Raw genomic sequence first — 23,964 nt, 5'->3', positions numbered from 1 at the left:
CTAGACCAGATCCCGCTCGCGCAGCTGTTCTGCCGTCTGCAGATCAACCGACACCAACTGAGACACACCCTGCTCGGCCATGGTAACGCCGAAGAGGCGGTTCATGCGGGCCATGGTGATCGGGTTGTGAGTGATGATGACGAAACGGGTTTCCGTCGACGCGGCCATTTCGTCCATCAGGTTGCAGTAGCGCTCGACATTGTGGTCGTCGAGCGGCGCGTCGACTTCGTCGAGCACGCAAATCGGCGCGGGGTTGGTGAGGAAGACGGCGAAGATCAGCGCCATTGCGGTCAGCGCCTGTTCGCCGCCGGACAGCAGCGTCATGGTCTGCGGCTTCTTGCCCGGCGGGCGGGCGAGGATTTCGAGGCCGGCTTCGAGCGGATCGTCGCTTTCGATCAGTTGCAGTTCGGCCGTGCCGCCGTTGAACAGATGGGTGAACAGCCGCTGGAACTGGGCGTTGACGACGTCGAAGGCAGCGATCAGGCGTTCGCGGCCCTCGCGGTTGAGGCTCTGGATCGCGCCACGCAGCTTGCGGATGGCGTCGATGATATCGTCGCGCTCCTTGATCAGGGCGGTGAGCTTTTCCGACAGCTCCTTCTGTTCTTCCTCAGCGCGCAGGTTGACGGCGCCAAGGCGCTCGCGCTCCATTTTCAGCCGATCGAGATTGCGTTCGACTTCGCGCAGGTCGCCGATTTCGGAGGCGTCCTTGAGGCCGGTCAGGCGGAAAGCCTCATGCGGGGGCACGTTCAGCGCCTCGGCAATGCGGGTCTCGGCATCCTTGCGCCATTCCTTGGCCGAGACGAGGCGCTCTTCGGCGCGGCCGCGCTTTTCGCGGGTTTCAGCGAGTTCGGCGAGTGCTGCCGCAGCCTTCTGGTCGGCCTCGCGCTGGCGGGTTTCCGCCTCGGCCAGCCGGTCGGCGGCGTCGCGGCGCTCCTTCTCGGCCTTTTCCAGCGCCGACATCAGTTGGCGGCGCTTGTCCTCGAATTCGTCGGGCGCCATTTCCAGCGACATGATCTCGTCGCGGGCTTCTGCCTCGCGGTCACGCAGGGTGGCGATATGGTCCTCGGCGCTTCGGGCGCGGGTCTGCCAGCTGGCGCGCTCCTGCTGGATGGCGAGCACGCGGCGGCGGCGCATGTCATCTTCGCGGGCAAGGCCTTCGAAACGGGCGCGCGCTTCTGCGGCAAGGCCACGATCGCGGGCGACAGTCGACTCGGCCTGCGCGAGCCGGGCGTCGAGCTCGGAAAGGTCCGGCGTCTCCTCCATCTCGATGCGGGCGTTTTCTTCCTGTTCGAGGGCTTCCTCGATCTGCGCCTTGAGGCCGTTGACCGCTTCCGCGACCACTTCCCGGCGGCGGATCAGATCGCCGGAGGCGCGCTCGGCCTGAGCCAGCGCGTCGCGGGACTCCGCCAACTGGCGGACCGTCAAGCGCTGACGATCGCGGGTATCGGCAAGTCGGGCTTCCTCGCCACGAATGTTTTCGGCGGCTTCCGCGAGACGATCTTCCGCTTCGATCATGGCGTCGCGCGCTTCCTCAGCCTCGCGTTCGATCTCGGCCAGGCGGTTGCGCTGGGCAAGGCGCAGGGCCGCCGCACTCGGTGCTTCCGAGCCGGTGACATGGCCATCCCAGCGATAGACGGCACCTTCACGGGTGACGAGGCGCTGGCCGGGCTGAAGCCTCGCCATCAGCGCCAGCGCGTCTGCCGCCTCCACGACGCCGATCTGGCGCAGCGCACGGGTGAGCGTAGCGGGTGCACGCACATGGGCGAGCAGCAGCTGGCAACCGCTCGGTAGCGCTGGATCGGAGGTTCCGTCACCATTGCCATGCCAGTGGGCCGGAGCTGATGGATCCAGCGCGCTTTCGAGGTCGTCGCCGAGGGCAGCACCCAGTGCGGTCTCATAACCGCGATCGACGGAGAGTTCGTCGGCGACGGGCGGAAAGTCTCCGGTGGTGGCCGAGGCCAGCATGCGGGTGATGGTGCGGGCTTCGGTTTCAAGCCCGTTGACCTTGGCGCGGGCGGCATCGAGCGGCGCACGCAGCATGGCTTCGGTGCGACGCGCCTCGTTGAGGGCCGCTTCCGCTTCCATGGCGGCACTTTCGGCATCGGCCAGTGCCTGTTCGGCCATCTCGACCATTTCGCGCTTTTCGTCCGGATCGGGAAGCGCGGCGATCTTTGCGGCAACCTCCTCGAGGTCGCGGGCGGCGTCGCCGACCTGACGCTCCAGGCGGCCGCGGCGGTCGGCAAGATCGCGGATCAGCCGTTCGAACTGGTTGCGGCCAGCAGCGGCAGCGGCGCGCTCGGCCGTCAGCGCGGTGAAGGCGCGTTCGCTTTCGGCCAGGCCAGCAGCGGCAGCCTCGAATGCTTCCTTCGCTTCTTCGCCGAAACGGCCAGAATCGGCGAGGATATCCTCGAGCTCGGCTTCCTCGCTGGTCAGCCGCTCGATGACCTCGGCGTTTTCCGCAACCAGGCGCTCTTCGCGGCGGATGTCTTCATCGAGCTGGGCTAGGCGGCGGGTGAGTTCGTCGCGGCGACGCAGAAGGCGGGAAGCCTCCTCATCCAGTTGCGACCTGGCGATCTGCAGGCGCTGCAGGGCGGCGGCGCATTTTGCCTCCTCCTCGCGCAGTTCCGGCAGTTTCAGGCTGGCGATCGCCTGGGTCTTGGCCGCCTCCATCTGGGCATTGGCCTTTTCGGCGACGATCGACATCGCCTGATTGAGCGCGCTTTCCGCCTCGCCTTCCGCCTGCTTGGCCTGCGCCCAGCGGATATGCAGCAGCATGGCCTCATGGCTGCGTATCTCGGCCGAGAGCATCTTGAAACGGTTGGCCTGGCGGGCCTGGCGCTTGAGGCTTTCGATCTGGGTCTCGAGCTGGGCGGTGATGTCCTCCAGTCGCTCGAGATTGGTCTCGGCGGCGCGCAGGCGCAGCTCGGCCTCATGGCGGCGCGAATGCAGGCCGGAAATGCCGGCCGCTTCTTCCAGGAGCTGGCGACGCGCCTGGGGCTTGGCGGCGATCAGCTCGCCGATGCGACCCTGGCCGACCATCGAGGGCGAGCGGGCGCCGGTCGAGGCATCGGCAAACAGCAGCTGCACATCCTTGGCGCGGGCTTCCTTGCCGTTGATCCGGTAGACAGAGCCCTGGCCGCGTTCGATGCGACGGCTGATCTGGATCTCGTCGGCATCGTTGAAGGCGGCCGGTGCCGTGCGGTCGGAATTGTCGAGATAGAGACCCACTTCCGCTGTGTTTCGGGCGGGACGATTGCCGGAGCCGGAGAAGATGACGTCGTCCATGCCGGAGGCGCGCATGTTCTTGTATGAATTCTCGCCCATGACCCAGCGCAGGGCCTCGACAAGATTGGACTTGCCGCAACCGTTCGGGCCGACGACGCCGGTCAAGCCGCGCTCGATGACGAATTCTGAGGGTTCGACAAAAGACTTGAAACCGAGAAGGCGCAGGCGATTGAATTTCATGCCGTCACCGCCGGATGGAGGCAGCTGGCGTCGTGCAAGATCGCCCCCCTCTGCCCTGCCGGGCATCTCCCCCACACGGGGGGAGATCGGAAAGAATTCATGTCGCCGGACATCAAAAGATGTCGTGCGGATGCCGCTTCGAAAAGGTTTGTCGGGTGCGAAGGGTTTGGCTGCAGGCCGATCTCCCCCCTTGTGGGGGAGATGTCCGGCAGGACAGAGGGGGGTAAGCCACGGCCACCCAGCCCCCGCAAATACAAGACCGCAAACGCGGCCGCACCGCGTCGGCCGCTGCCCGTCATGGCGACGAAACGCGGGTCAGAGCAGGCTGTCGATGAGGGCCGACATGGAGTCAACCGACATGTCCCCCGAATAGGCCTTGCCATTGATCAGGAAGGTCGGAGTGGACTGGACCCCGAATTCCTCAGCGCCGCGATCGCGGACTGCCGACACATCACCGGCAAGCTTCGCGTTCGTCAAGCAGGCATCGAAGGTCTCCTGTGTAAAACCGCCGAGTTTCGACAATTGCAGCATGGCGCCGCGCACATCGTTGTCCGCCGGGGCCGCCCAAGTGCGCTGCTGCTTCAGGAACATCGAGACGAAGGGGAAGAACTTGTCTTCCGTCGTGCAGCGCGCCAGCATGAAGGCGGCGAGCGATGCGGTGTCCTGCGGGAACGGGAATTCGCGCAGCACGAAATAAACCTTGCCGGTGTCGACATACTTGGTCTTGATCGGCTCGAAGGTCGTTTCATGGAAATGGGCGCAATGCGGGCAGGTCATCGACATGTATTCGATGATCTTGACCGGAGCATTCGGGTCGCCGAGCGCCATTTCCTTCAATGTACCCGGCTTCAAAGCGGCTTCCATGTCGATGTCACGGTCGGCCGTTGGCATGTCGACCGCCGACGCCGTTGCGGCGCCGAAAGTCATGCCCGCAGTAGCCACGGCAATACCGCCCAGAAGACGACGCTTGGTGATCGAAAGTTCAGAAATCGACATGTCTCTTACCCATTAGGAATGAATTGAACGTGGCCAACCGATATAACGCGAAAGGGTGGCAAACAAGGCGCTGCGGGAACCGAAATATCAAAGTTCCGTGACATTTAGGCGCGGCCGCGATTAAACTTTGTCCATGTTCGTACGAGGCGCGCGCTCAGTTGCGGCGTTCATTTGCGTTTGGCGGAAAACACGCCGGTGCCGAGCCGCTCGATGGCGCGGCGCAGGTTTTCGTTCTCTATGCCCTCCATCATGCCCTCCAGGCGGCGCGCCTTTTCGCCTTCCAGCTTGCGCAGCCGTCGCGGATGGCGGTCAGCATTGGAAACCGGTTTCTGGACGATGCGGATCTGGCCAATCGCCGGATAGCCGAAGAAGCCGTTGATGCGGGCGATCAGTTCGCCCTGGGCATGCGAGAGAAACAGCGCGCGGGCGCCTTCGCAGGCAATGGTAAGAACGCCCGGGCGGTGGCCACCCTCTTCCGGCAGATCGCCCCGACGCGGCCAGGTGATCTTTTCCGGCCGCGTACAATCGGCAAAACTGTCGCCGGCGATTTCATCCCAAGAACCGAGCAAAGCCGTATTGATGCCGGCGCGGCGAGCGAGCACCGGGTCGATAATGCCATTGGCGATCTCAGCGATCTGGGTAACACCCTTGCGTGGTGCCATGGAGAATGGGGATCCCTTCGCTTACGCCCTTCAACAGACTTGAACATGAGGGCGATTTGCACAGATATACGCCATTGACCCCCATTCCAGCAAATGAAGCGCGCGACACTGCCCAAATTTCCCAAAATACAACCGACCGCCGCAGCCCTGCTTGGCTGGTATGACCGCCATCACCGCGAGCTGCCTTGGCGCATTTCGCCAGCCATGGCCAAGCGCGGCGTCCGGCCCAACCCCTACCATATCTGGATGTCGGAGGTGATGCTGCAGCAGACGACGGTCGCTGCGGTGAAGGCTTATTTCGCCAGGTTCATTGACCGCTGGCCGAAGGTCGAGGACCTGGCCCAGGCGCCGACGGAGGACGTGATGGCCGCCTGGGCGGGGCTTGGCTATTATGCCCGGGCGCGCAACCTGAAGAAATGCGCCGAGGCCGTCGCCTTCACGCATGGCGGCGTGTTTCCCGACACCGAAGACCGCCTGCGCGCCCTGCCCGGCATCGGCGACTACACGTCGGCTGCGGTCGCGGCGATCGCGTTCAACCGCCAGGCGGCGGTGATGGACGGTAATGTCGAGCGGGTCATCTCGCGGCTCTTTGCCATCGACGCCCCCCTGCCCGGCTCCAAGCCGCAGATGAAGGCGCAGGTGGCCGCCATGACGCCCGCCGACCGGCCGGGCGATTTTGCCCAGGCGATGATGGATCTCGGCGCCACCATCTGCACGCCTAAACGGCCGGCCTGCGCACTCTGTCCGTTCAACGATGCCTGTCTGGCGCTATTCACCGACGAACCGGAACGCTTTCCGGTGAAGGCGGCAAAGAAGGAGAAGCCGGTGCGGCGGGGGGCTGCCTTCATCGCGGTCGATCGCGACGGAAAGCTGTTGTTGCGCAAGCGGGTGGAGACGGGATTGCTCGGCGGCATGACCGAGGTGCCGACGACCGCATGGACGGCGCGCATCGACGGCGAGACCGGAACCGACGCCGCCCCCTTCCCGGCCGACTGGCAGGCGGCGGGCAGCATCGCGCATGTCTTCACCCATTTCGAACTCAGGCTTTCGATCTTCCGGGCCGGGCCGATCGTAGCGCCACCGGGCGATCACGGTTTCTGGGTGCCCGTCACCGAACTTGATGGACAAGCGCTGCCAACTGTCATGAAAAAAGCAATTGCCGCCGCTATTCCGACCGCCTTTGCCAACACCAAGGAATAAAACATGCCTGCTGAAATCCGCCATATCGTGTTCGACATCGGCAAGGTGCTGATCCATTACGATCCGAACCTGCCCTATTCGCGCATCATCCCGGATGCCGACGAACGCCAGTGGTTTTTCGCCAATGTCTGCACCCATGACTGGAACCTCGAGCAGGATCGCGGCCGCGACTGGAACGAGGCCGAAGCACTGCTGATCACGCAGTATCCGGAACGGGAAGCACAGATCCGCGCCTTTCGCCAGAATTGGGCCGAAATGGTGCCGCATGCCTATGACGACAGCGTCGCGATCATGACTGGGCTGATCGATGCGGGCCGCGACGTCACCATGCTGACCAACTTCGCCGCCGACACATTCACGGAGGCGCGCAAGATGTATCCGTTCCTCAACATCCCGCGCGGCGTCACTGTGTCCGGCGAGATCGGCCTGATCAAGCCGGATGTGGCGATCTACGACAAGCATGCGCGCGATTTCGGGCTTGATCCCGCCCAGACGATCTTCATCGACGACAGCTATGCGAATGTCGAAGGCGCACGTGCGGCCGGCTGGCAGGCGGTGCATTTTACCGGTGCAGATCAGCTGAAGACGGATCTTGCATCCCACGGGATCAAGGTCTGATCCGTTGAAGGGATCCTGGCGCGGGTGAAGTTGGCGGACCTCAACCCGCGCCAGTTCGACCGCAAGCGGTCGAATTGCGAATGAGGGACGACCGGCTTTCCCGTCGTCCCCATCTTTCATGCATCTGGTTATGTGGACCGGCTTGTCCGAAGCTGTCGGCTCGGCAAAGATGGGAGCCTGTTTTCTGGCCAGGAGCCCGCATGACCTTTGACCCCGTGACTGCCGCCCAGCGTTTTCATCACGCCATCAACGATCTCGACTTTGCCGTGATCGACGATTTCTTCGCCGACGACGCCGTCTATGGCTCGATCAAGGTCGGCCAGCTGAGCGGCAAGGCCGAGATCATGGCGGCGTTCCGGCGTTATTTCGATACCTATCCGGACCAGGTGGCGGTCGACGAACTGACGGAAGCGGTGTCGCCGATGGCCGCACGCGCGGTGTGGCGGCTGAAGGCGACGCATGCCGAAACCGGCGAGCCGCTGGTGCGTTTCGGCGAGGAAACGATCACTTTCAACGCGGATGGCAAGATCATCTCGGTCGACGTCACCGACTACAAGGTCTGACGGGGGAAGGGACAGCGAGCCCGCCAAAATGAAGGACGCCCGGTGCGCGAACACCGGGCGTCGGGCTTTCCCCGGCAGGACTAGAGGTACAAAACCGCCGGGAAAAGTTCGTCATAAAACCAGGCTGGATGGATCGTTAGTCCAGCCTGGCCATTCCGTTGCGGATGACCGTGCGCAATTCGTCGATCGGGCGCAGGGTCTTGCCGTCTTCATAGTGCCAGAACGTCCAGCCATTGCAGGCATCAAGGCCCTGGACCTTTGCGCCGAGGCGATGGATGGAACCGGCTTCGCCGCCCGACACCAGCGTACCATCGGCACGAACGATGGCAGAATGGCGGCGCTTCTCCGACGTGAGGACCTGGCCGGGCTTGATCAGGCCCGATTCAACCAGCGTGTTGAAGGCGACGCGCGGCTCGGCCTTCTTGCCGGTCAGAACCGTCAGCTCCATCTTGCCAAGCGGTTCGACGGCGGCGATGCGGGCCGAGGCCGCATCGATATAGTCCTGCTCGCGCTCGATACCGACGAAATGCCGGCCGAGGCGCTTGGCCACCGCACCGGTCGTGCCGGAACCGAAGAAGGGATCGAGCACTATGTCGCCCGGCTTCGACGAGGCCATCAGGATCCGGGCGAGCAGCGCCTCCGGCTTCTGGGTCGGATGGACCTTCTTGCCATCGTCGCCCTTCAGGCGCTCGCCGCCAGAGCAGATCGGGAAGAGCCAGTCGGAGCGCATCTGCACGTCGTCGTTCGACGCCTTCAGCGCATCGTAGTTGAAGGTGTAGCCCTTTGCCTTTGGATCCGGCGAAGCCCAGATCATCGTCTCATGGGCGTTCTGGAAACGACGACCCTTGAAGTTCGGCATCGGGTTGGTCTTGCGCCAGACGATGTCGTTGAGGATCCAGAAATTCAGGTCCTGCAGGGTCGCACCGACGCGGAAGATGTTGTGGTAGGAGCCGATGACCCAGATCGTGCCAGTCGGTTTCAGCACGCGGCGGCAGGCGAGCAGCCAGGCGCGGGTAAAGGCATCATAGGCCTGGAACGAGGCGAACTGGTCCCATTCGTCGTCGCAGGCATCGACGAGCGACTGGTCAGGACGATGCAGCGCGCCACCGAGCTGCAGGTTGTATGGCGGGTCGGCGAAGATGACGTCGACGGATTTGTCGGGAAGGGCCTCGAGAGCGGAGACGCAATCGCCCTTGATGATGCTGTCGACCCAGGCGAGCGGGTCGGACGAACGGCGGAGTTCGGCAAGCGGGAATACAGAAGCCATCGGTTACTCACTCTTACGCTGACGCAGCACGGGAATAGAGGCTTATGGTTACCGAAGTTGGTTACTGAAGCGTGAAGAGGGGCTGAGATTTTGTGCGGGGGTGGGATGGGGTGCAGGAGGCGGACGAAGAACCGCACCGAAACTAAGCGCGCGATGGTGCAGTTACGCTTTTCTGATTGCTTTGCTACGACAGTATTCCGACTTACAATTGTGAGCGACGGAATAAGGAATCAGAAATTGGACTGGCTAACCTCTCTAGGCACAACTGATGTAGCCATTATCTGCGCAACTTTGCTTGGGCCGGTTTTAGCTGTACAAGCTCAGAAATTCCTTGAGCGTCGGCGAGAGGTGAAAGAGAGGCGGCTAGCCATTTTTCGGACATTAATGGCGACGCGAGCTGCAATCCTTTCTCCGGCTCACGTCGAGGCTCTCAATGCGGTACCAATGGAATTTTACGGCTCCGGAGCAAAGCTGCGGCAAATAAATGAGTCGTGGAAACTGTACCTTGACCACTATGATGATCGACTAAATTACAATGAGGCTTGGGCGCAGAAGCGGGTAGATCTGTTTATCGATCTGCTGCACCTCATTTCTCAGTTTCTCGGATATGGATTCAGCAAAACGCAGCTTCTGAGAGACATATACTCACCGAAAGCACATGGAGATCTTGAGGCGGAACAAACGATTATCCGCAAAAGATTGGTGGCGCTTTTGCAAGGTGAAATCACGCTACCGCTCGCAATCAAAGAATTCCCAAACACCACTTCTGAGGCCGATAACTTGTCAGTGCCACCTGAAGCAATGGCACCGGAAAGGGTCATTGATTCTTAGGCAGTCAACAACCGCCTGCTCTACCCCCTCATCCGGCGCTGCGCGCCACCTTCTCCCCGCTGGGGAAAAGAGGACCGCGTCCCGCATCCCAGGCCTTTACTACCGCCTTCTTGGCCTGTGCCCGCCAGACGCGGGTGAGGTTTTCGCGCACCCATTCGATGTCGAGGCGGTCGGGACGTGCGAGCACCATCGGATAGGGGCGGTGGTGGTCGGTGGTGAAGAAGGTGTCGGGGTCGATCTCGATCAGGTGGTCGCGCTCCTCGTACGGCACCTTGAACACCGGGCAGTCGTGGGTCGGGTTCCAGAATAGCATGGCCTTGCCGTTGACCTTGAAGGAAACGGCTCCCCAGGAGGTGGTTTCCTCCGTCGTCGGCAAAGCGAGGATGATCTGGCGCAGGTCGTCAATCGTCAGCATGTGCATTCCTCCCACCGGCAGTCTGCCAGAGGCCCGAGCCTTCGTCACGCCTGGCTGCATCCGTGCAAGGCGCTCTGACGGTGCTTGGGTGCGGAGGCTGTGGCAATCGCGATGCGGACGCCGGCATAGCCACCATCAGAGACCGCATCGCACAGGCCGGACCATTCGCAGCCTGCACAGGCGGTGCGGATCGAGCCTGCGGCAAAAGCCCGGCGCAGGCGACCGAGCAGCAAGGCGTTCGGCCTGATCAAAGCGCCAATCGCAACCGGCATGGCCAGAAGCATGGCCACAGCCCCAGCCGCCTTACGGTCGCGCTCAGCGACGCTTTCGCCGAGGCAATGCGGTTGCGCGCCGCAGAGAAGCGGCGCGCAGATGTCGTCAGGCCCGTCGACGATTTCGATCTCCTCGCCCGCCGACAATCGGGCGGCGATCGCCTCGTAGTTGTCGACGAAGGCTGGCGAATACCCCTTGCCGACATAGGTCAGCATGCAGAGCAGGTGATGGGCGCGGAGCCTGACGGTCATGACCGGTTCAGATATCGATGCGGCCGGTGGCGCGGCGACCGATCGCCATCAGGACGGCAGCAGCAAGCGCGGATTTCAGCACGGCGCCGAGGATGAAGGGCGTCACACCGAGTGCGAGGCCTTTTTCCAGCCCGATCAGCCAGGAGAGCCAGGCGCCGCCGATGGCCAGGCACAGGATATTGGCCGAGAGATGGGAGACGAAACTCAAGACAATGCGCTCGCCGGTCCAGCCTTTTTCCGCCAGGAACCCGGCAAGAGCGGCAATCAGCGGGAAGGACACGAGGTAACCTGCCGTCGGCCCGACAAAGGGAGCAAGGCCCGCGCCGCCATTGGCAAGCACCGGCAGACCGAGCATCGCCTCGCCCAGCCAGGCAAGCAACGTCAGGGCGCCGAGCCGCCAGCCATACAGCACACCGATCATCGTGATCGCGAATGTCTGCATGGTGATCGGGACCGGGACCATGGGCACGCTGATCTGCGAGGCGATCGCGAGAATGCCGGTGCCAATGAGGAGAAGTACGGCCCGAATGGCGAGAGAGCGGTGCTCGATACCAAGCGGGTCGAAGCGATGGGCAGGTGCCGTGGTGAAATAAGTCATCGAGTCTCCATTTTATAGATAATTTTCCGCACAGCGAATCTTTTATCTATAATTTTGAACTGAAACAAGCGCGACGCTCACCGACCCGCACCCTGAGAGGCTGCCGGCCTAGCTGCCAAGACCATGATCAGGGAGCCATATCGGTAAATTAACGTGAAAAATCAGAACACACGGAACCGCTGCGGTGATATTGTCCACAGGTCGCAATTTTTTATCTATAATTTTGGAGACTAGCCGACGATGGCAAAGCCTTCATCGTCGCGGACACCGTTCAGCGGCATTGGCGCGCGGCCGATCCACTGCACATGACGCTCGAGAATGCGGCAGGCCTCGCTGGCATCACCGTCACGCAGGGCGCCCAGAATGGCGCGGTGGTCGTGGTCGGTGCGCGCCTCCCAGGCGGCGCGCCAGGCAATGAATAGAAAACGGGCGCTGACAGCGTGCAGGTCGTCGATGACGGTCAGCAAGCGCGGCATGTCGCAGGTCGAAACGATCAGCCGATGGAAGCGGCGATTGGCCTCCTCCCAGCTGCGCACATCCTTGGCATTGTCGGCATCACTTGCAGCCTGCTCGGCGGCATCGAGCACGTCCGCCGTCAGGTTGGGCGCCGCATGCCTGAGCGCCAGAACTTCCAGCGCCGCACGCATTTCAGCGACTTCACGCACCTGCTTCAGATCGAACGAAGCGACACGCACGCCGCGGCGTGGAATGCTGACGACCAGACCCTGCGCTTCCAGCCTTCGAAAGGCCTCGCGCACCGGCACATGGCTCGCGCCGAACTCCTCGGCGATATGGTCCTGGCCGAGACGCGAGCCGGGGATCAGTTCGCCATGGATGATGCGCTCCGCCAAAGCGCGGCTGATGCGGCTTGCAAGGGTATCGTCCCGATCGTTTTCCATGCGTCCTGCATAGTCAGCCGCTCGGCACTTGTCGAGCATGGGAAAGGCCGACTGCGGCTCTGCGCAGCGCCAAACCCGCATGGGCGCGCAGGCGGCGAAGGCGCACCGCCTCGACCCACAGCCAGCCATCGATATCAGCCATGCAGCGAACGGCTGTCGGGCGGCGCTTCGTCGCGCGCGTCCAGGCCATAGTCGCGCAGCACATGGGCGACGCGCAGGCGATAATCGGCGAACACACCGCCCCGGCCTTCAGCTTGTGCCGCGCGGTGCTCATCGGTCTCGCGCCATCTGCGCACCGATTCCTCGTCGCGCCAGAAAGACAGGGAGAGAAGCTTGCCGCGCAGGCTGAGGCTTTCGAAACGCTCGACGGAAATGAAACCGTCGATCTTTTCGAGCTTGCAGCGCAGGTCGCCGGCCAGATCGAGATAGCGATGCCGCTCGCCAAGAAAAGGCGTCACTTCGAAGATGACGGCGATCATGGTTGCACCCGATCGGATGGCAGGTCGGAGACCTTGCTGAGGAAAAGGCGATCCTCCTTCAGGATGAAACGCTCCCTTGCTGCAAAATCGTAGTTGGCCCTGCCGAGCGGATCGGCGGCAAGCCGCTTGCGATAGGCCTCATAGGCCGCCAGATCCCGGACATTGTAGATGCCGTAGGCGGTGGTGGCCGAACCCTCATGCGGGCCGTAATAGCCGATGAGATCGGCGCCGCAGCGTGGTATCGCCTCACCCCAGTTACGGGCATATGTGGCAAAGGCTTCGCGAGCGAACGGGTCGATCTGATAACGGATGATGCAGGTGATCATGGAAGGCTCCTTGGCTCCGGGACGGGAACCCGGACTTGCCATGGCGAAATAGGCTGATGCTTCGATGCGCATCGAAGCATAGGGCAGACGTGCCGGTAGCAGATGCGTTGTGAGACAAGAACAGTTCGACTAGGATCAAACCATGGCTGAAGGTCCAGACATAGCCCGCATCGGGTCGCTGATCGGCGACCCCGCCCGCGCCAACATGCTGCTCGCCCTCCTGGGCGGCAGGGCATTGACGGCAACGGAACTGGCGGGTGTTGCCGGTGTCACGCTGCAGACGGCCAGCTCGCATCTCTCCAAGCTTGAAGATGGCGGATTGCTGCGGCAACGCAAGCAGGGACGCCATCGCTATTTTTCGCTTTCCGATGATACCGTCGGCGGGATGATCGAAGGGCTGATGGGCTTTGCCGCGAGCCGGGGGCACCTGCGTCATCGGCTCGGACCGAAGGAGCCGGCCCTGCGCAAGGCGCGTATCTGCTACGATCACCTGGCGGGCGACTATGGCGTGCGCATGCTCGACAGTCTTGTGGGCCAGGGCGCGATCGAGGTCGAAGGCGACGCGCTGCGGGTCACGGCGTCCGGCGAACACCTGCTTGGGCAGCACGGCATCGAACTTGCGCCGATGCGGGCGCTGCGCCGGCCGCTGTGCCGTTCCTGTCTCGACTGGAGCGAGCGACGCGCGCACATGGCCGGCAGCCTTGGCAAGGCGCTGCTTTTGCATTTCGTCGAGCCGGGCCATGCCCGCCGGATCGAAGGCAGCCGGGTCATCCAGTTTTCCCCGGAAGGCGACCGGCGCTTCCAGCAGATGTTTCCCATCGTGGATTGAACCACGCGAGGCGGTACGGCCCGCGTAACGGGCTCCACGACCCTTTGCGCGACAGCCACACCGTCCCTCACGGGACCGCATCGATCGCCCTCTTGCAAAGAAACCGTCCATCCGGTATCTTTAAGGCAATTGCCGCTTTCCTGAGAGATCCGCCATGAACCCCTCCCTGCTCGTCTACGGCTCCCTTGCCGCCGCCATCGTCCTGGAGGTGATCGGAACGACATTCCTGCAGAAGTCGGAGCAGTTCAGCAAGCTGGCCCCGACAGCGGCCATGGTGCTGTTCTATGTGGCGTCGTTCTACCTCCTGTCGCAGGCCCTGAGGGGACTGCCGCTCGGCATGGCCTATGCCATGTGGAGCGGGCTCGGCATCGTGCTCACGGCGGCCGTCGGCCTGCTGGTTTTCAAGCAGTCGCTGGACATGCCGGCACTGGTGGGAATGGGACTGATCATTGCCGGCGTGGTGGTGATGAACCTGTTTTCCAACTCGGTCTCGCACTAGGATGGCAGAGGCCCACCATCGCAAGAAGCAGCCGGAACAGGTGCGGCGCGCCCTGCTCGATTGCGTGGCGGCCATAGCCACGGAACAAGGGCTTGGCGCACTGACCATCCAGGCGGTTGCGGATCGTGCGGGCGTGACGAAAGGCGGCCTGCTGCATCATTTCGACAGCAAGCAGGCGCTGATCGAAGCGGTGTTCGCCGACCTGCTGGAACAGCTCGACCGCCAGATAGACATCGCGATCGATGCCGACCCGCAACCGACAGGCAGCTTTACCCGCGCCTATATTCGCGCCTGCTTCGCAGACCGGACCCAGGGCAGGCAAAGCCTCTGGGCCGCACTTTCCGTCGCCACCATTTCCGAGCCCGCGCTGCGGGCGATCTGGTCGGGTTGGCTGGACGACCGGCTGGCGCGCCACCGCGACACCGACACCATGCCGACGCTGACGATAGCAAGGCTTGCCGCCGATGGCGTATGGCTCGCCGACATGCTGGAAAAAGAGGCCGGGTTGAAGCGCTATCCGCAGGAACTGGAGGCGCAACTGCTGGCCATCGCATCGGGTCCGACAAAGGCCGGCTAAGCGGCGCCCGTCGCAAATTATCCCTTTCAGTTCGTCCCCACGCCGCTCGGCAGCCATGCGTGCGGTGCGGATTGTCCTTGCCGTCTTATTCGTGTAGTCAGGCCGCCTCCCTGGACGACAAACGGATTTCCCCACATGAGCGGTTTCGACCTCATCCTCTTCGACTGCGACGGCGTGCTCGTCGATTCCGAGATTATCGCCGCCAAGGTGGAATCCAAACTCCTCAGCGAAGCCGGATATCCGATCTCCGTCGAAGAGATGGGCGAACGCTTTGCCGGCATGACCTGGAAGAACATCCTGCTGTCGATCGAAAAAGAAATCGACATCCCCTTGTCGGCCAGCCTGATCGACAAGTCGGAAGAATTGCTCGACCAGCGGCTAGCCCGCGAAGTCAAGGCGATCGACGGCGTGGCCTTTGCGCTGGCGCGGCTCAAGGGTCCGCGCTGCATCTGCTCCAACTCCTCCTCCTCGCGACTCGACATGATGCTCAGCAAGGTCGGTCTCAAGGAGCATTTCGCCCCGCACATCTATTCCGCCAAGGATCTGGGCGCGGACCGGGTCAAGCCGAAGCCGGATATTTTCCTGCATGGCGCTGCCCAGTTCGGCGTTGCGCCGGGCCGTTGCGTGGTGATCGAGGACTCGGTGCACGGCGTGCATGCGGCGCGCGAAGCCGGCATGCGGGTGATCGGCTTCACCGGCGCCTCGCATACCTATCCTTCACATGCCGACCGGCTGACGGATGCCGGCGCGGAAACGGTCATTGCCCGCATGGTCGACCTGCCGGCAGTGATTGCCGCGATGGAGAACTGGGTCGGCGCCATCTGAGGCGCCGCAGCTCAGCGACAGCTGCTCATTCTTGACGGCTTCATCAAATCGATACGCTCAGAGCGGTGTCGGCAGATGCATGTCGTCAAATTCGAATCGTCAGGGCGCCTGGCTGTATTTCGGCAATGAACCCGCCCTGGACGAGGGTTTCACCATCGACTTCCACCGGAAAACGTTTGGGCACGAGCGGCTGGAATTCAACCTTGCGGCCGCGATGAAAGCTCAACTTCGGATGGCCGATATGGCTTGCCGAATACAGCCTGCCGAGCAGGTCGAGCAATCCCAGGACCGTATCCTGACGCATGATGGCGACATCGAAAAGGCCATCGGCCAGATCCGCCTGCGGCACGCAATGCATGCCGCCGCCGAACCAGCCGCCATTGGCGATCGCCGCAATGGCCAGCGGCCCCTCATAGATCAGCGCCCCGTCGATCCGGACCGCAAACATGTAGGAACGGAAACTCAAGATCGCGCGGATGGAATGGTAGAGAAACCGGGCCGGGCCGCCGAGTACCTTGCGCTTGCCCGGCGCATTGACCGCCTCGACGATCTCACCTGAAATGCCAGCGCTGGCGATGTTGGCGAAGTACCGCGACACGGTCTCGCCACTGGCGGTCCTGCTGGTAATGCGGCCGGCATCGATGCGACGGCTGGAGGCATTGGCGATGCGCTCGGCGAGCGCGACCGGGTCCTTGGGCAGGACGAAGTTGCGGACAAAATCGCAGCCGGTGCCGAGTGGCATCAATGAAATCGCCGTTTGCGGTCGCGTCGATTTCAACACACCGTCGACCACTTCGTTGATCGTGCCGTCTCCGCCTGCAGCGATGATGATATCATAGCCCGCGTCGGCCAGTTCGGTGGCCAGACGGTTGACGTCGCCAGGGAAGCGGCTCTCTCGGATGTCGATGCCGGGGAAACGGCTGACAAAGGCATCGCGCGCCGGGTTCCAGAATTTGCTATTCTTCCCGCCGCCTGCAGCCGGATTTCTGATGATGGCGATCTTCACGCGGCGCTATCCCCTGCCCTGTTCTGGCGTGTCCTGTGCTGAGCTGTGCCGACCTGTCCTGGGCGGCGAAATCCGGCTCGGCAGATCCCGGGCGAGCCTCCCGATGGAGAGGCGCCCGGTTGCGGGGATGACACTAGAGCAGCAGGGTTACTTTTTCTTCTTGTCTTCAAAACCGACATAGACGCGGGTCGCGCCGGATACGTCAGCCGGCACGGTGACCTGATTGCTGAAGACGAATTGCGTCGGCTGGTTCACGTCGGCCAGAGTGACCGGATGCTGCACGACTTGCGAGCTGACTTCTTTTTCGCCATCGAGCACGGTGACGCGGATCGGCAGGTTGAAGGTCCCGGTCTTGCCCTGCGGCCCGGCAACAAGTCGGCCCTGCAAGACGGCGGTGATGGTCAGCGTGGTGTCGGTGCGGGCGCAGGCACGCGTGCTGTCGGCGAGCGACGCCTGGTAGACAACCTGCTGCGGATCGTCCTGCTTGCCGCCAGCATAGCTGCGATGATAGGCCGTGCCGTCACGCAGGACGACGGCCGGGCAGAAGCCCTGGACGACGGCGCCGGCTTCTGCTGTCGTCGCGACAGGAACCCGGGTGTAACGCGTGGCCGGGTCTCCGGTGCCCTGCATAGGGTCAGGCTTGCCCACCAGGACAAAATCGCCACCTGGATTGCCGGAGTTGCATCCGGCAAGAAGCATCATAAGCGAAACGGCCACTACACCGCGCGACACCAATACAGACACGAGACTCTACCTTCCGCATGCTCGGCTCGAAGAGCCGCAAAACTGTCGAACTTGAGGCTTTTCAGCGCCCTTGCGGATGGTCTATACCAGCGGCGCTGACAAAAATCGATTGGGTAGCCGGCGTTTTGATTCAAATTTCACCTCATCTCCAATGTCCGCCATTCAGGACGGGGAAGCTCCATCTGCGTGCTGCTGCCGGGCTTGCGAAATTGAGCCGCCAAGTCTGGCGCAAAATGGCAAACCTCTTTATCGAAAACGCCATAGTCTCCGGGGCAAGCACTCCCCGCTTCTACTGATCAAGGATAATGCTCGTGGAATATATCTCGACCCGCGGAGAGGCGGAAAGCCTCGGTTTCTGTGACGCATTGCTGGCCGGCCTTGCCCGTGACGGCGGCCTCTATGTCCCGCGCAGCTTTCCGCAGCTGTCGAAGAAAGCCATTCGCGGCTTGCGCGGCAAGAGCTATCAGGACGTTGCCTTCGAGGTTCTTTCGCCGTTTGTCGACGGCGAAATCGAGCCGGACGTGTTCCGCAAGATGATCGACGAGGCCTATGCCACGTTCCGCCATCCGGCCGTGGCTCCGCTGGTCCAGACCGGGTCGAACACCTATGTGCTGGAACTCTTCCACGGCACGACGCTCGCGTTCAAGGACGTGGCGATGCAGCTGATCGCCCGCCTGATGGACCACGTTCTGGAAAGCCGCGGCGAACGCGCCACCATCGTCGGCGCCACCTCTGGCGACACGGGGGGCGCCGCGATCGACGCCTTTGCCGGCCGCTCGCGCACCGACATCTTCATCCTCTTCCCGCATGGCAAGGTCTCGCCGGTGCAGCAGCGCCAGATGACGTCCTCGACGGCCAGCAATGTCCGGGCCATCGCCATCGAGGGCAACTTCGACGACTGCCAGAACCTCGTCAAGGCGATGTTCAACGACATCGCCTTTCGCGACCGGATCAAGCTCTCGGGCGTCAACTCGATCAACTGGGCACGCATCATGGCGCAGGTGGTCTACTACTTCACCGCCGCCGTGTCGCTCGGTGCGCCGGACCGCAAGATCTCGTTCACCGTGCCGACCGGAAACTTCGGCGACATCTTCGCCGGCTATGTCGCCAAGAAGATGGGATTGCCGATTGACAAGCTGGTGATCGCCACCAATGACAACGATATCCTGGCGCGCACGATGAAGACCGGCCGCTACGAGATGAAGGGCGTGGCCGCCACGACGTCGCCGTCGATGGACATCCAGATCTCGTCGAATTTCGAGCGTCTGCTGTTTGAAGCTTACGGACGCGACGCCGCGTCGATCCGGTCCGCGATGGAAGGGCTCAAGCAATCCGGCGCGTTCGAAATCAAGGACGAGGCGCTGAAATTCATCCGCAAGGATTTCCGCGCCGGCCGTGCGACGCAGAAGGAAGTCGCCAAGACAATCAAGGCGGTACTGGACGAAACCGGCTATCTTCTCGATCCGCATACCGCCGTTGGCATGCATGTGGCCAAGAAGTTCGAAAAGCCGCAAAGCCCGATGGTGGTGCTGGCGACGGCCCATCCGGCGAAGTTCCCTGCCGCAGTAAAATCAGCATCCGGTATTGACCCCGCGCTTCCATCGTGGCTTGCTGATCTGATGGACAGGGAGGAGCGTTTCGATATCCTGCCCGCGGACCTTAAAGCCGTCGAAAGTTTTGTCGGCTTACATGCCCGGGCGGATAAATAAGAAACGCAGAAAGACGGACCATGAATGTTGAGTGCACCCGGCTGCCTTCGGGGTTGACGGTCGTAACAGAGAATATGCCGCATCTCGAGAGCGTGGCGCTCGGAACCTGGATCAAGTCCGGTTCACGCAACGAGACGGAGGCCGAACATGGCATCGCGCATCTTCTCGAGCACATGGCATTCAAGGGCACGAACCGACGTGGCGCCCGGGAAATCGCCGAGGAAATCGAGAATGTCGGCGGCGAACTGAACGCCGCCACCTCCACGGAAACCACGTCATACTATGCCCGCGTGCTGAAGGACGACGTGCCGCTGGCCGTCGATATTCTCGCCGACATCCTGACAGAATCGGTCTTCGACGAGGAAGAGCTGGCCCGCGAAAAGCACGTCATCCTGCAGGAAATCGGCGCGGCCGACGACACGCCGGACGATGTCGTGTTCGACCGCTTCTCCGAGCGCGCCTTCCAGAACCAGACGCTCGGCCGCAGCATTCTCGGCACGCCGGAATCGGTTCTGTCGTTTTCCAGCGACGAGATCCGCGCCTATCTTTCGCGCAACTACACCACGGACCGGATGTTCGTCGTGGCGGCCGGTGCCGTCGATCACGACGCATTCGTCAAGCAGGTCGAACAGCGCTTTGCCGGCCTTCCGACCCAGCCGTCGGCCGCGCCGGTTATGGATGTCGCCCATTACACCGGCGGCGAGGCGCGCGAAGAGCGCGACCTGATGGATACGCAGGTGCTGCTCGGCTTCGAGGGCAAGGCCTACCACATGCGCGACTTCTACTGTTCGCAGATCCTCGCCAACATTCTCGGCGGCGGCATGTCTTCGCGGCTGTTCCAGGAAGTGCGTGAAATCCGCGGCCTGTGCTATTCGGTCTATGCCTTCCACTGGGGTTTTTCCGATACCGGCATCTTCGGCATCCATGCCGCCACGGGCGGCGACAATCTGCCGGAACTGGTTCCCGTCATCATCGAAGAATTGCGCAAGGCGTCGCAGTCGATCGACCAGCAGGAAATCGAGCGCTCCCGGGCGCAGATCCGGGCCCAGTTGCTGATGGGCCAGGAAAGCCCGGCTGCACGCGCCGGGCAGATTGCCCGCCAGATGATGCTCTATGGCCGCACCATTCCAAACGCGGAAATGATGGAACGGCTTGCCGGCATCACGACGCAGCGCCTGACCGACCTTGCCGGCCGCCTGTTCTTCGACACGGCACCGACGCTTTCGGCGATCGGCCCGGTGGAACAGCTGGTTTCGCTGGACGAAATCTCCAGCGCCCTGTCCGCACGCAACACCGCCTCGCTAAAGGCGGCAGGCTGAAACGAGCACTAAACCTGATCTGCCGGCGGGATTGAACCGCCGGCGCTTTCTTTTTGGGGACGGCAAATGACGCGCTCGGTGTTTCGGTTTCTGTCCCGGCAGCCGGAGCCACCGGAGCTGACCAGCGAACGGCATCTGCTGCGCCTGCCCCGCTACCGCGACTTCGATCAGTGGCACGAGATCCGCCGCGACAGCCGCGCCTTCCTGCAGCCCTGGGAGCCGAGCTGGCGATCGGACGAGCTGACCGAACGGTCCTATCGCCAGCGGGTGGTCCGTAACGAACAGGAATTCCATTCCGGCATGGCCGTGCCGTTCCTGCTGTTTTCACGCGATGATGAAGTCCTGATCGGCGGCCTGACCATCGGCCTCATCCGCCGTGGCGCTGCGCAAAGCTGCATGATCGGATACTGGATGGGCGAGCGCCATGCGGGAAAAGGACATATGTTTGCCGCACTTCAATTGGCTATTCCCTACATCTTCGGGCCTCTTGAGTTGCACCGAATTGAAGCAGCCTGTATTCCGGACAATGTCAGCAGCATACGGCTACTCGAAAAATCGGGATTTGAGCGAGAAGGTCTCTTGCGCGAATATCTGAAAATCAACGGACAGTGGCGCGATCACATGCTGTTTTCCAAAATAAGAGACCAGAAGACACGGAACGGCAAAGCAGCTTCATGACGCGTTTCTGGAATAACACCCCGAAGGCCGGCCGTTCGCAGTTGCCGTTCCTCGTTACCCTGTTGCTTGCATCCCTGTTTGCATCGCTTTTTGCCCCCCTGGCCAATGCCGTCGAGCCGGTTAAGATCGCCCGCGACGACAATGCACTCGACCTGACGGCCACGACCGAAATCTATACCAATCAGGGCGAGGCCTTCCAGGTTTCGACCGCCGCAGGTGCCGATGGCATCCGCCGGCGCATCGAGGTGCGCTCGAGCGGCCCCGAACATCAGGGCGACTGGGCGGTGTTCGCGCTTGCCAATGTCTCCGAGGAACAGCTGGAGCGCGTCATCGTCGCGCCGCATTTCCGTCTGGCCGGATCGCGGATGTTCTGGCCGGATCTCGGCTCGCAACGCATCATGGCGATCACGCCCTCGGAAGGCTTTGCGCTCGACCGGGTGGCGAGCCCGGATGCCGACGTCTTCCGCATCACGCTCAATCCGGGCGCGGTGATCACATTCGTCGCCGAACTTGCGACACCGAACCTGCCGCAGATCTATCTGTGGGAGCCGGATGCCTACAAGGACACGGTCAACGCGTTTACGCTGTATCGCGGCATTGTGCTCGGCATTGCCGGCCTGCTTGCGGTGTTCCTGACCATCCTTTTCGTCGTCAAGGGCACCTCGATGCTGCCGGCCGCTGCAGCCCTTGCCTGGGCCGTACTCGCCTATATCTGCGTCGACTTCGGCTTCCTTGAAAAGCTGATCAGCATCACGTCCGGCGACACGCGAATATGGCGCGCCAGTGCCGAGGTGGCGCTTGCCTCCTCGCTCGTCATCTTCCTGTTCACCTACCTGAATCTCAATCGCTGGCATGTGCATCTCGGCTATGCGACATTTGCCTGGATCCTCGGCCTTGCCCTGCTGTTCGGGGTCGCGATCTACGACCCGTCGATCGCGTCCGGCATCGCGCGTCTCTCCTTCGCGCTGACGGCGACGGCCGGGATCGGCCTGATCATCTATCTCGGCATCAACCGCTATGACCGGGCGATCCTGCTGGTACCGACCTGGGCGCTGATCATGGTCTGGCTGTTCGGCGGCTGGCTGACGGTGACCGGCCGGCTCGACAACGACATCATCCAGCCGGCACTTGGCGGCGGCCTAGTCCTCATCGTGCTTTTGATCGGCTTCACCGTCATGCAGCATGCCTTTGCCGGCGGCGCCTATCAGCAGGGCCTGTTTTCCGATCTCGAGCGGCAATCGCTGGCACTGACCGGATCCGGCGATACCGTCTGGGACTGGGATGTGGCCCGCGACCGCGTCGTCACGAGCCCGGACGTCTCCGTCCGTCTCGGCCTGTCTCCCGGCACGATGCACGGCCCGGCCCGCAACTGGCTGCCGCGCCTGCATCCCGACGACCGCGATCGGTTCCGCGCCACGCTCGACGTGCTGCTCGAACATCGCAAGGGACGGCTCAGCCACGAATTCCGCATCCGCGCCGAAGACGGCCATTTCCACTGGCTGAAGATACGCGCCCGGCCGGTTCTCGGCTCCAATGGCGAGGTCATCCGCTGCGTTGGCACGATCATCGACGTGACCGAGCAGAAGAACTCGATCGACCGCCTGCTTACCGATGCGATGCATGACAACCTGACGGGGCTTCCCAACCGGGAGGTCTTCCTCGACCGGCTGCAGAGCGTCCTGTCGCTGGCGGGCACATCGGAAACGGTGCGCCCGACGGTTCTGGCCATCGACATCGACCGCTACAAGCAGGTCAACGACAGTCTCGGCATTGCTGCCGGCGACAATATCCTGATTGCCATCACCCGCCGCCTGCGTCGCCTCTTGAAGCCGCAGGACACGTTGGCGCGGCTTTCCGGCGACGAGTTCGGCCTGATCCTGGTCTCCGAGCGCGATCCGGCCAAGGTTGCCGACTTTGCCGATGCCGTCTCCAAGGCGATCATGGTGCCACTCAACTTCGCCAATCGTGAAGTGGTGCTGACCGCCTCGATCGGCCTTGTCTCCTGGGTCGACCAGCAGGAAAGCGCTGCCAGCCTTCTGTCGGACGCGGAACTTGCCATGTACCGGGCCAAGCGCGGCGGCGGCAACAGGGTCGAGCCCTTCCGTCCGGCCTTCCGCAGCGTCAGCACCGACCGGCTGCAATTGGAAACGGACCTGCGCCGCGCCATCGAGCGCAAGGAACTGACGATGGCCTATCAGCCGATCGTCAGGCTGGCCAATGGCGAGATTGCCGGTTTCGAGGCGCTGATGCGCTGGGACCACCCCAAGCGCGGCAGCATTCCGCCATCGGAGTTCATTCCGATCGCGGAAATGTCGGACCTGATCGAGCCGCTCGGCATGTTTGCCCTGGAACGGTCGACGACCGACCTGATGGACTGGGAGCGGCAGACCGGCGAACTGCCGATCTTCCTGTCGGTCAACCTGTCTTCGGCGCAACTGATCTCGAGCGAAATCTACAACGACGTGCGCGCAATGCTGGCCAAGACCCAGTGCGAGCCGAAGCGGATCAAGCTGGAGCTGACCGAATCCGTCGTTATGGAAAATCCGGAACAGGCGCGCCTGATGCTGGAAAAACTCAAGGAGACCGGCATCAGCCTGGCGCTCGACGATTTCGGCACCGGCTATTCCTCGCTCGCCTACCTGACGCGTTTCCCGTTCGACACGATCAAGCTCGACAAGGCGCTGGTCTGCGACCAGTCGGAGAAACGCTCGATCCTGCTCAAATCCGTCGTGGCCATGGCGCGCGGACTGGACATGCAGGTGGTGGCGGAAGGCATCGAGACCGACCAGGACGCGGCCGAGCTTGCCAAGATGGGCTGCGATTTCGGCCAGAGTTTCCTGTTCGGCCCGCCGCTCGGCTCGGAATCGGTGCTGAGGCTGCTGAAGGAACGCTTTCCGCTGATGAAACGGGCGTAAGGCCCGTTTCTCAACCGTAT

At 62.6% G+C, this 23,964-nt stretch carries 25 protein-coding genes; 12 read left to right on the top strand and 13 right to left on the bottom strand.

Annotation, left to right across the window (positions count from 1 at the left end; translation table 11 throughout):
* From IM739_RS07920 to IM739_RS07910, 3 genes are all read right to left on the bottom strand, one after another.
* Positions 1 to 3,465: a chromosome segregation SMC family protein gene (locus IM739_RS07920; RefSeq protein ID WP_237370633.1), complete on the bottom strand. Its 3,465-nt coding sequence runs from the start codon at positions 3,463 to 3,465 to the stop codon at positions 1 to 3.
* Positions 3,466 to 3,780: 315 nt separating this feature from the next.
* A complete protein-coding gene (locus IM739_RS07915; protein WP_237370632.1) occupies positions 3,781 to 4,461 on the bottom strand; it encodes a DsbA family protein in 681 nt (226 codons plus the stop codon).
* Between the two features lie 167 nt (positions 4,462 to 4,628).
* The gene (locus tag IM739_RS07910; RefSeq protein ID WP_237370631.1) at positions 4,629 to 5,123 is read right to left on the bottom strand and encodes a DUF721 domain-containing protein; all 495 of its coding nucleotides are present in this window, start codon (positions 5,121 to 5,123) and stop codon (positions 4,629 to 4,631) included.
* Between the two features lie 93 nt (positions 5,124 to 5,216).
* On the opposite strand from IM739_RS07910, the gene mutY reads away from it, so the two are divergent.
* From mutY to IM739_RS07895, 3 genes are all read left to right on the top strand, one after another.
* Entirely contained in the window at positions 5,217 to 6,323 is a 1,107-nt protein-coding gene (gene mutY, locus IM739_RS07905; protein WP_237370630.1) for an A/G-specific adenine glycosylase, read from the top strand.
* 3 nt (positions 6,324 to 6,326) lie between these two features.
* Entirely contained in the window at positions 6,327 to 6,941 is a 615-nt protein-coding gene (locus IM739_RS07900; RefSeq protein ID WP_237370629.1) for an HAD family hydrolase, read from the top strand.
* 200 nt (positions 6,942 to 7,141) lie between these two features.
* Positions 7,142 to 7,504: a nuclear transport factor 2 family protein gene (locus tag IM739_RS07895; RefSeq protein WP_237370628.1), complete on the top strand. Its 363-nt coding sequence runs from the start codon at positions 7,142 to 7,144 to the stop codon at positions 7,502 to 7,504.
* A 136-nt stretch (positions 7,505 to 7,640) separates the two neighbouring features.
* On the opposite strand, the gene IM739_RS07890 is transcribed toward IM739_RS07895, so the two are convergent.
* Positions 7,641 to 8,771, bottom strand: coding sequence for a site-specific DNA-methyltransferase (locus IM739_RS07890; RefSeq protein ID WP_237370627.1), 1,131 nt, complete (start codon positions 8,769 to 8,771; stop codon positions 7,641 to 7,643).
* A gap of 237 nt (positions 8,772 to 9,008) precedes the next feature.
* Here IM739_RS07890 and IM739_RS07885 point away from each other — a divergent pair, with 237 nt between their 5' ends.
* Positions 9,009 to 9,602 carry a DUF6680 family protein gene (locus tag IM739_RS07885; RefSeq protein ID WP_237370626.1) on the top strand — a complete coding sequence of 198 codons (594 nt, stop codon included), beginning with the start codon at positions 9,009 to 9,011 and terminating at the stop codon, positions 9,600 to 9,602.
* Between the two features lie 28 nt (positions 9,603 to 9,630).
* Here IM739_RS07885 and IM739_RS07880 read toward each other — a convergent pair whose 3' ends face one another.
* From IM739_RS07880 to IM739_RS07855, 7 genes are all read right to left on the bottom strand, one after another.
* Positions 9,631 to 10,017 (bottom strand): MmcQ/YjbR family DNA-binding protein, encoded by a 387-nt coding sequence (locus tag IM739_RS07880; RefSeq protein ID WP_237370625.1) that lies wholly within the window; start codon positions 10,015 to 10,017, stop codon positions 9,631 to 9,633.
* 44 nt (positions 10,018 to 10,061) lie between these two features.
* Positions 10,062 to 10,541 carry a DUF1284 domain-containing protein gene (locus IM739_RS07875; RefSeq protein ID WP_237370624.1) on the bottom strand — a complete coding sequence of 160 codons (480 nt, stop codon included), beginning with the start codon at positions 10,539 to 10,541 and terminating at the stop codon, positions 10,062 to 10,064.
* Positions 10,542 to 10,548: 7 nt separating this feature from the next.
* On the bottom strand, positions 10,549 to 11,139 hold the full coding sequence (locus IM739_RS07870) for a biotin transporter BioY (protein WP_237370623.1): 591 nt from the start codon (positions 11,137 to 11,139) through the stop codon (positions 10,549 to 10,551).
* A 230-nt stretch (positions 11,140 to 11,369) separates the two neighbouring features.
* Positions 11,370 to 12,038 (bottom strand): GntR family transcriptional regulator, encoded by a 669-nt coding sequence (locus IM739_RS07865; protein WP_237370622.1) that lies wholly within the window; start codon positions 12,036 to 12,038, stop codon positions 11,370 to 11,372.
* Positions 12,039 to 12,051: 13 nt separating this feature from the next.
* On the bottom strand, positions 12,052 to 12,180 hold the full coding sequence (locus IM739_RS24035; protein ID WP_272911333.1) for a hypothetical protein: 129 nt from the start codon (positions 12,178 to 12,180) through the stop codon (positions 12,052 to 12,054).
* Positions 12,173 to 12,517 carry an antibiotic biosynthesis monooxygenase family protein gene (locus tag IM739_RS07860; protein WP_237370621.1) on the bottom strand — a complete coding sequence of 115 codons (345 nt, stop codon included), beginning with the start codon at positions 12,515 to 12,517 and terminating at the stop codon, positions 12,173 to 12,175. Before IM739_RS07860 ends, IM739_RS24035 begins: the two co-directional genes overlap by 8 nt.
* Positions 12,514 to 12,843 carry an NIPSNAP family protein gene (locus tag IM739_RS07855; RefSeq protein WP_237370620.1) on the bottom strand — a complete coding sequence of 110 codons (330 nt, stop codon included), beginning with the start codon at positions 12,841 to 12,843 and terminating at the stop codon, positions 12,514 to 12,516. The genes IM739_RS07860 and IM739_RS07855 overlap by 4 nt, the downstream gene beginning before the upstream one ends.
* Before the next feature lie 142 nt (positions 12,844 to 12,985).
* Here IM739_RS07855 and IM739_RS07850 point away from each other — a divergent pair, with 142 nt between their 5' ends.
* The 4 genes from IM739_RS07850 (at position 12,986) to IM739_RS07835 (ending at position 15,573) form a co-directional block, all read left to right on the top strand.
* On the top strand, positions 12,986 to 13,672 hold the full coding sequence (locus tag IM739_RS07850) for an ArsR/SmtB family transcription factor (RefSeq protein ID WP_237370619.1): 687 nt from the start codon (positions 12,986 to 12,988) through the stop codon (positions 13,670 to 13,672).
* Between the two features lie 154 nt (positions 13,673 to 13,826).
* Entirely contained in the window at positions 13,827 to 14,171 is a 345-nt protein-coding gene (locus IM739_RS07845) for a DMT family transporter (RefSeq protein ID WP_237370618.1), read from the top strand.
* Position 14,172: 1 nt separating this feature from the next.
* Complete coding sequence (locus IM739_RS07840; protein ID WP_237370617.1) at positions 14,173 to 14,748, top strand: TetR/AcrR family transcriptional regulator; 576 nt, start codon at positions 14,173 to 14,175, stop codon at positions 14,746 to 14,748.
* 135 nt (positions 14,749 to 14,883) lie between these two features.
* The gene (locus IM739_RS07835) at positions 14,884 to 15,573 is read left to right on the top strand and encodes an HAD family hydrolase (protein WP_237370616.1); all 690 of its coding nucleotides are present in this window, start codon (positions 14,884 to 14,886) and stop codon (positions 15,571 to 15,573) included.
* A gap of 85 nt (positions 15,574 to 15,658) precedes the next feature.
* Here the strand turns inward: IM739_RS07835 and IM739_RS07830 are convergent, their stop codons facing one another.
* Both IM739_RS07830 and IM739_RS07825 read right to left on the bottom strand, forming a co-directional pair.
* Complete coding sequence (locus IM739_RS07830) at positions 15,659 to 16,579, bottom strand: diacylglycerol/lipid kinase family protein (RefSeq protein WP_237370615.1); 921 nt, start codon at positions 16,577 to 16,579, stop codon at positions 15,659 to 15,661.
* Positions 16,580 to 16,726: 147 nt separating this feature from the next.
* Positions 16,727 to 17,323, bottom strand: coding sequence for a hypothetical protein (locus IM739_RS07825; RefSeq protein WP_237370614.1), 597 nt, complete (start codon positions 17,321 to 17,323; stop codon positions 16,727 to 16,729).
* A 302-nt stretch (positions 17,324 to 17,625) separates the two neighbouring features.
* Between IM739_RS07825 and thrC the strand changes: the two genes are divergently transcribed.
* From thrC to IM739_RS07805, 4 genes are all read left to right on the top strand, one after another.
* Complete coding sequence (gene thrC, locus IM739_RS07820) at positions 17,626 to 19,032, top strand: threonine synthase (RefSeq protein ID WP_237371006.1); 1,407 nt, start codon at positions 17,626 to 17,628, stop codon at positions 19,030 to 19,032.
* A gap of 20 nt (positions 19,033 to 19,052) precedes the next feature.
* The gene (locus tag IM739_RS07815; protein WP_237370613.1) at positions 19,053 to 20,351 is read left to right on the top strand and encodes a M16 family metallopeptidase; all 1,299 of its coding nucleotides are present in this window, start codon (positions 19,053 to 19,055) and stop codon (positions 20,349 to 20,351) included.
* Between the two features lie 66 nt (positions 20,352 to 20,417).
* Entirely contained in the window at positions 20,418 to 21,029 is a 612-nt protein-coding gene (locus IM739_RS07810; protein WP_237370612.1) for a GNAT family N-acetyltransferase, read from the top strand.
* Entirely contained in the window at positions 21,026 to 23,944 is a 2,919-nt protein-coding gene (locus IM739_RS07805) for an EAL domain-containing protein (protein WP_237370611.1), read from the top strand. Before IM739_RS07810 ends, IM739_RS07805 begins: the two co-directional genes overlap by 4 nt.
* The last annotated feature ends 20 nt before the right edge of the window (positions 23,945 to 23,964 follow it).

It is taken from the genome of Rhizobium sp. SL42 (assembly GCF_021729845.1).
In the GTDB taxonomy this organism is placed as follows: domain Bacteria; phylum Pseudomonadota; class Alphaproteobacteria; order Rhizobiales; family Rhizobiaceae; genus Allorhizobium.
Note: the sequence above shows the minus strand (reverse complement) of the source record. Positions and strands in the feature narration are given on the sequence as shown.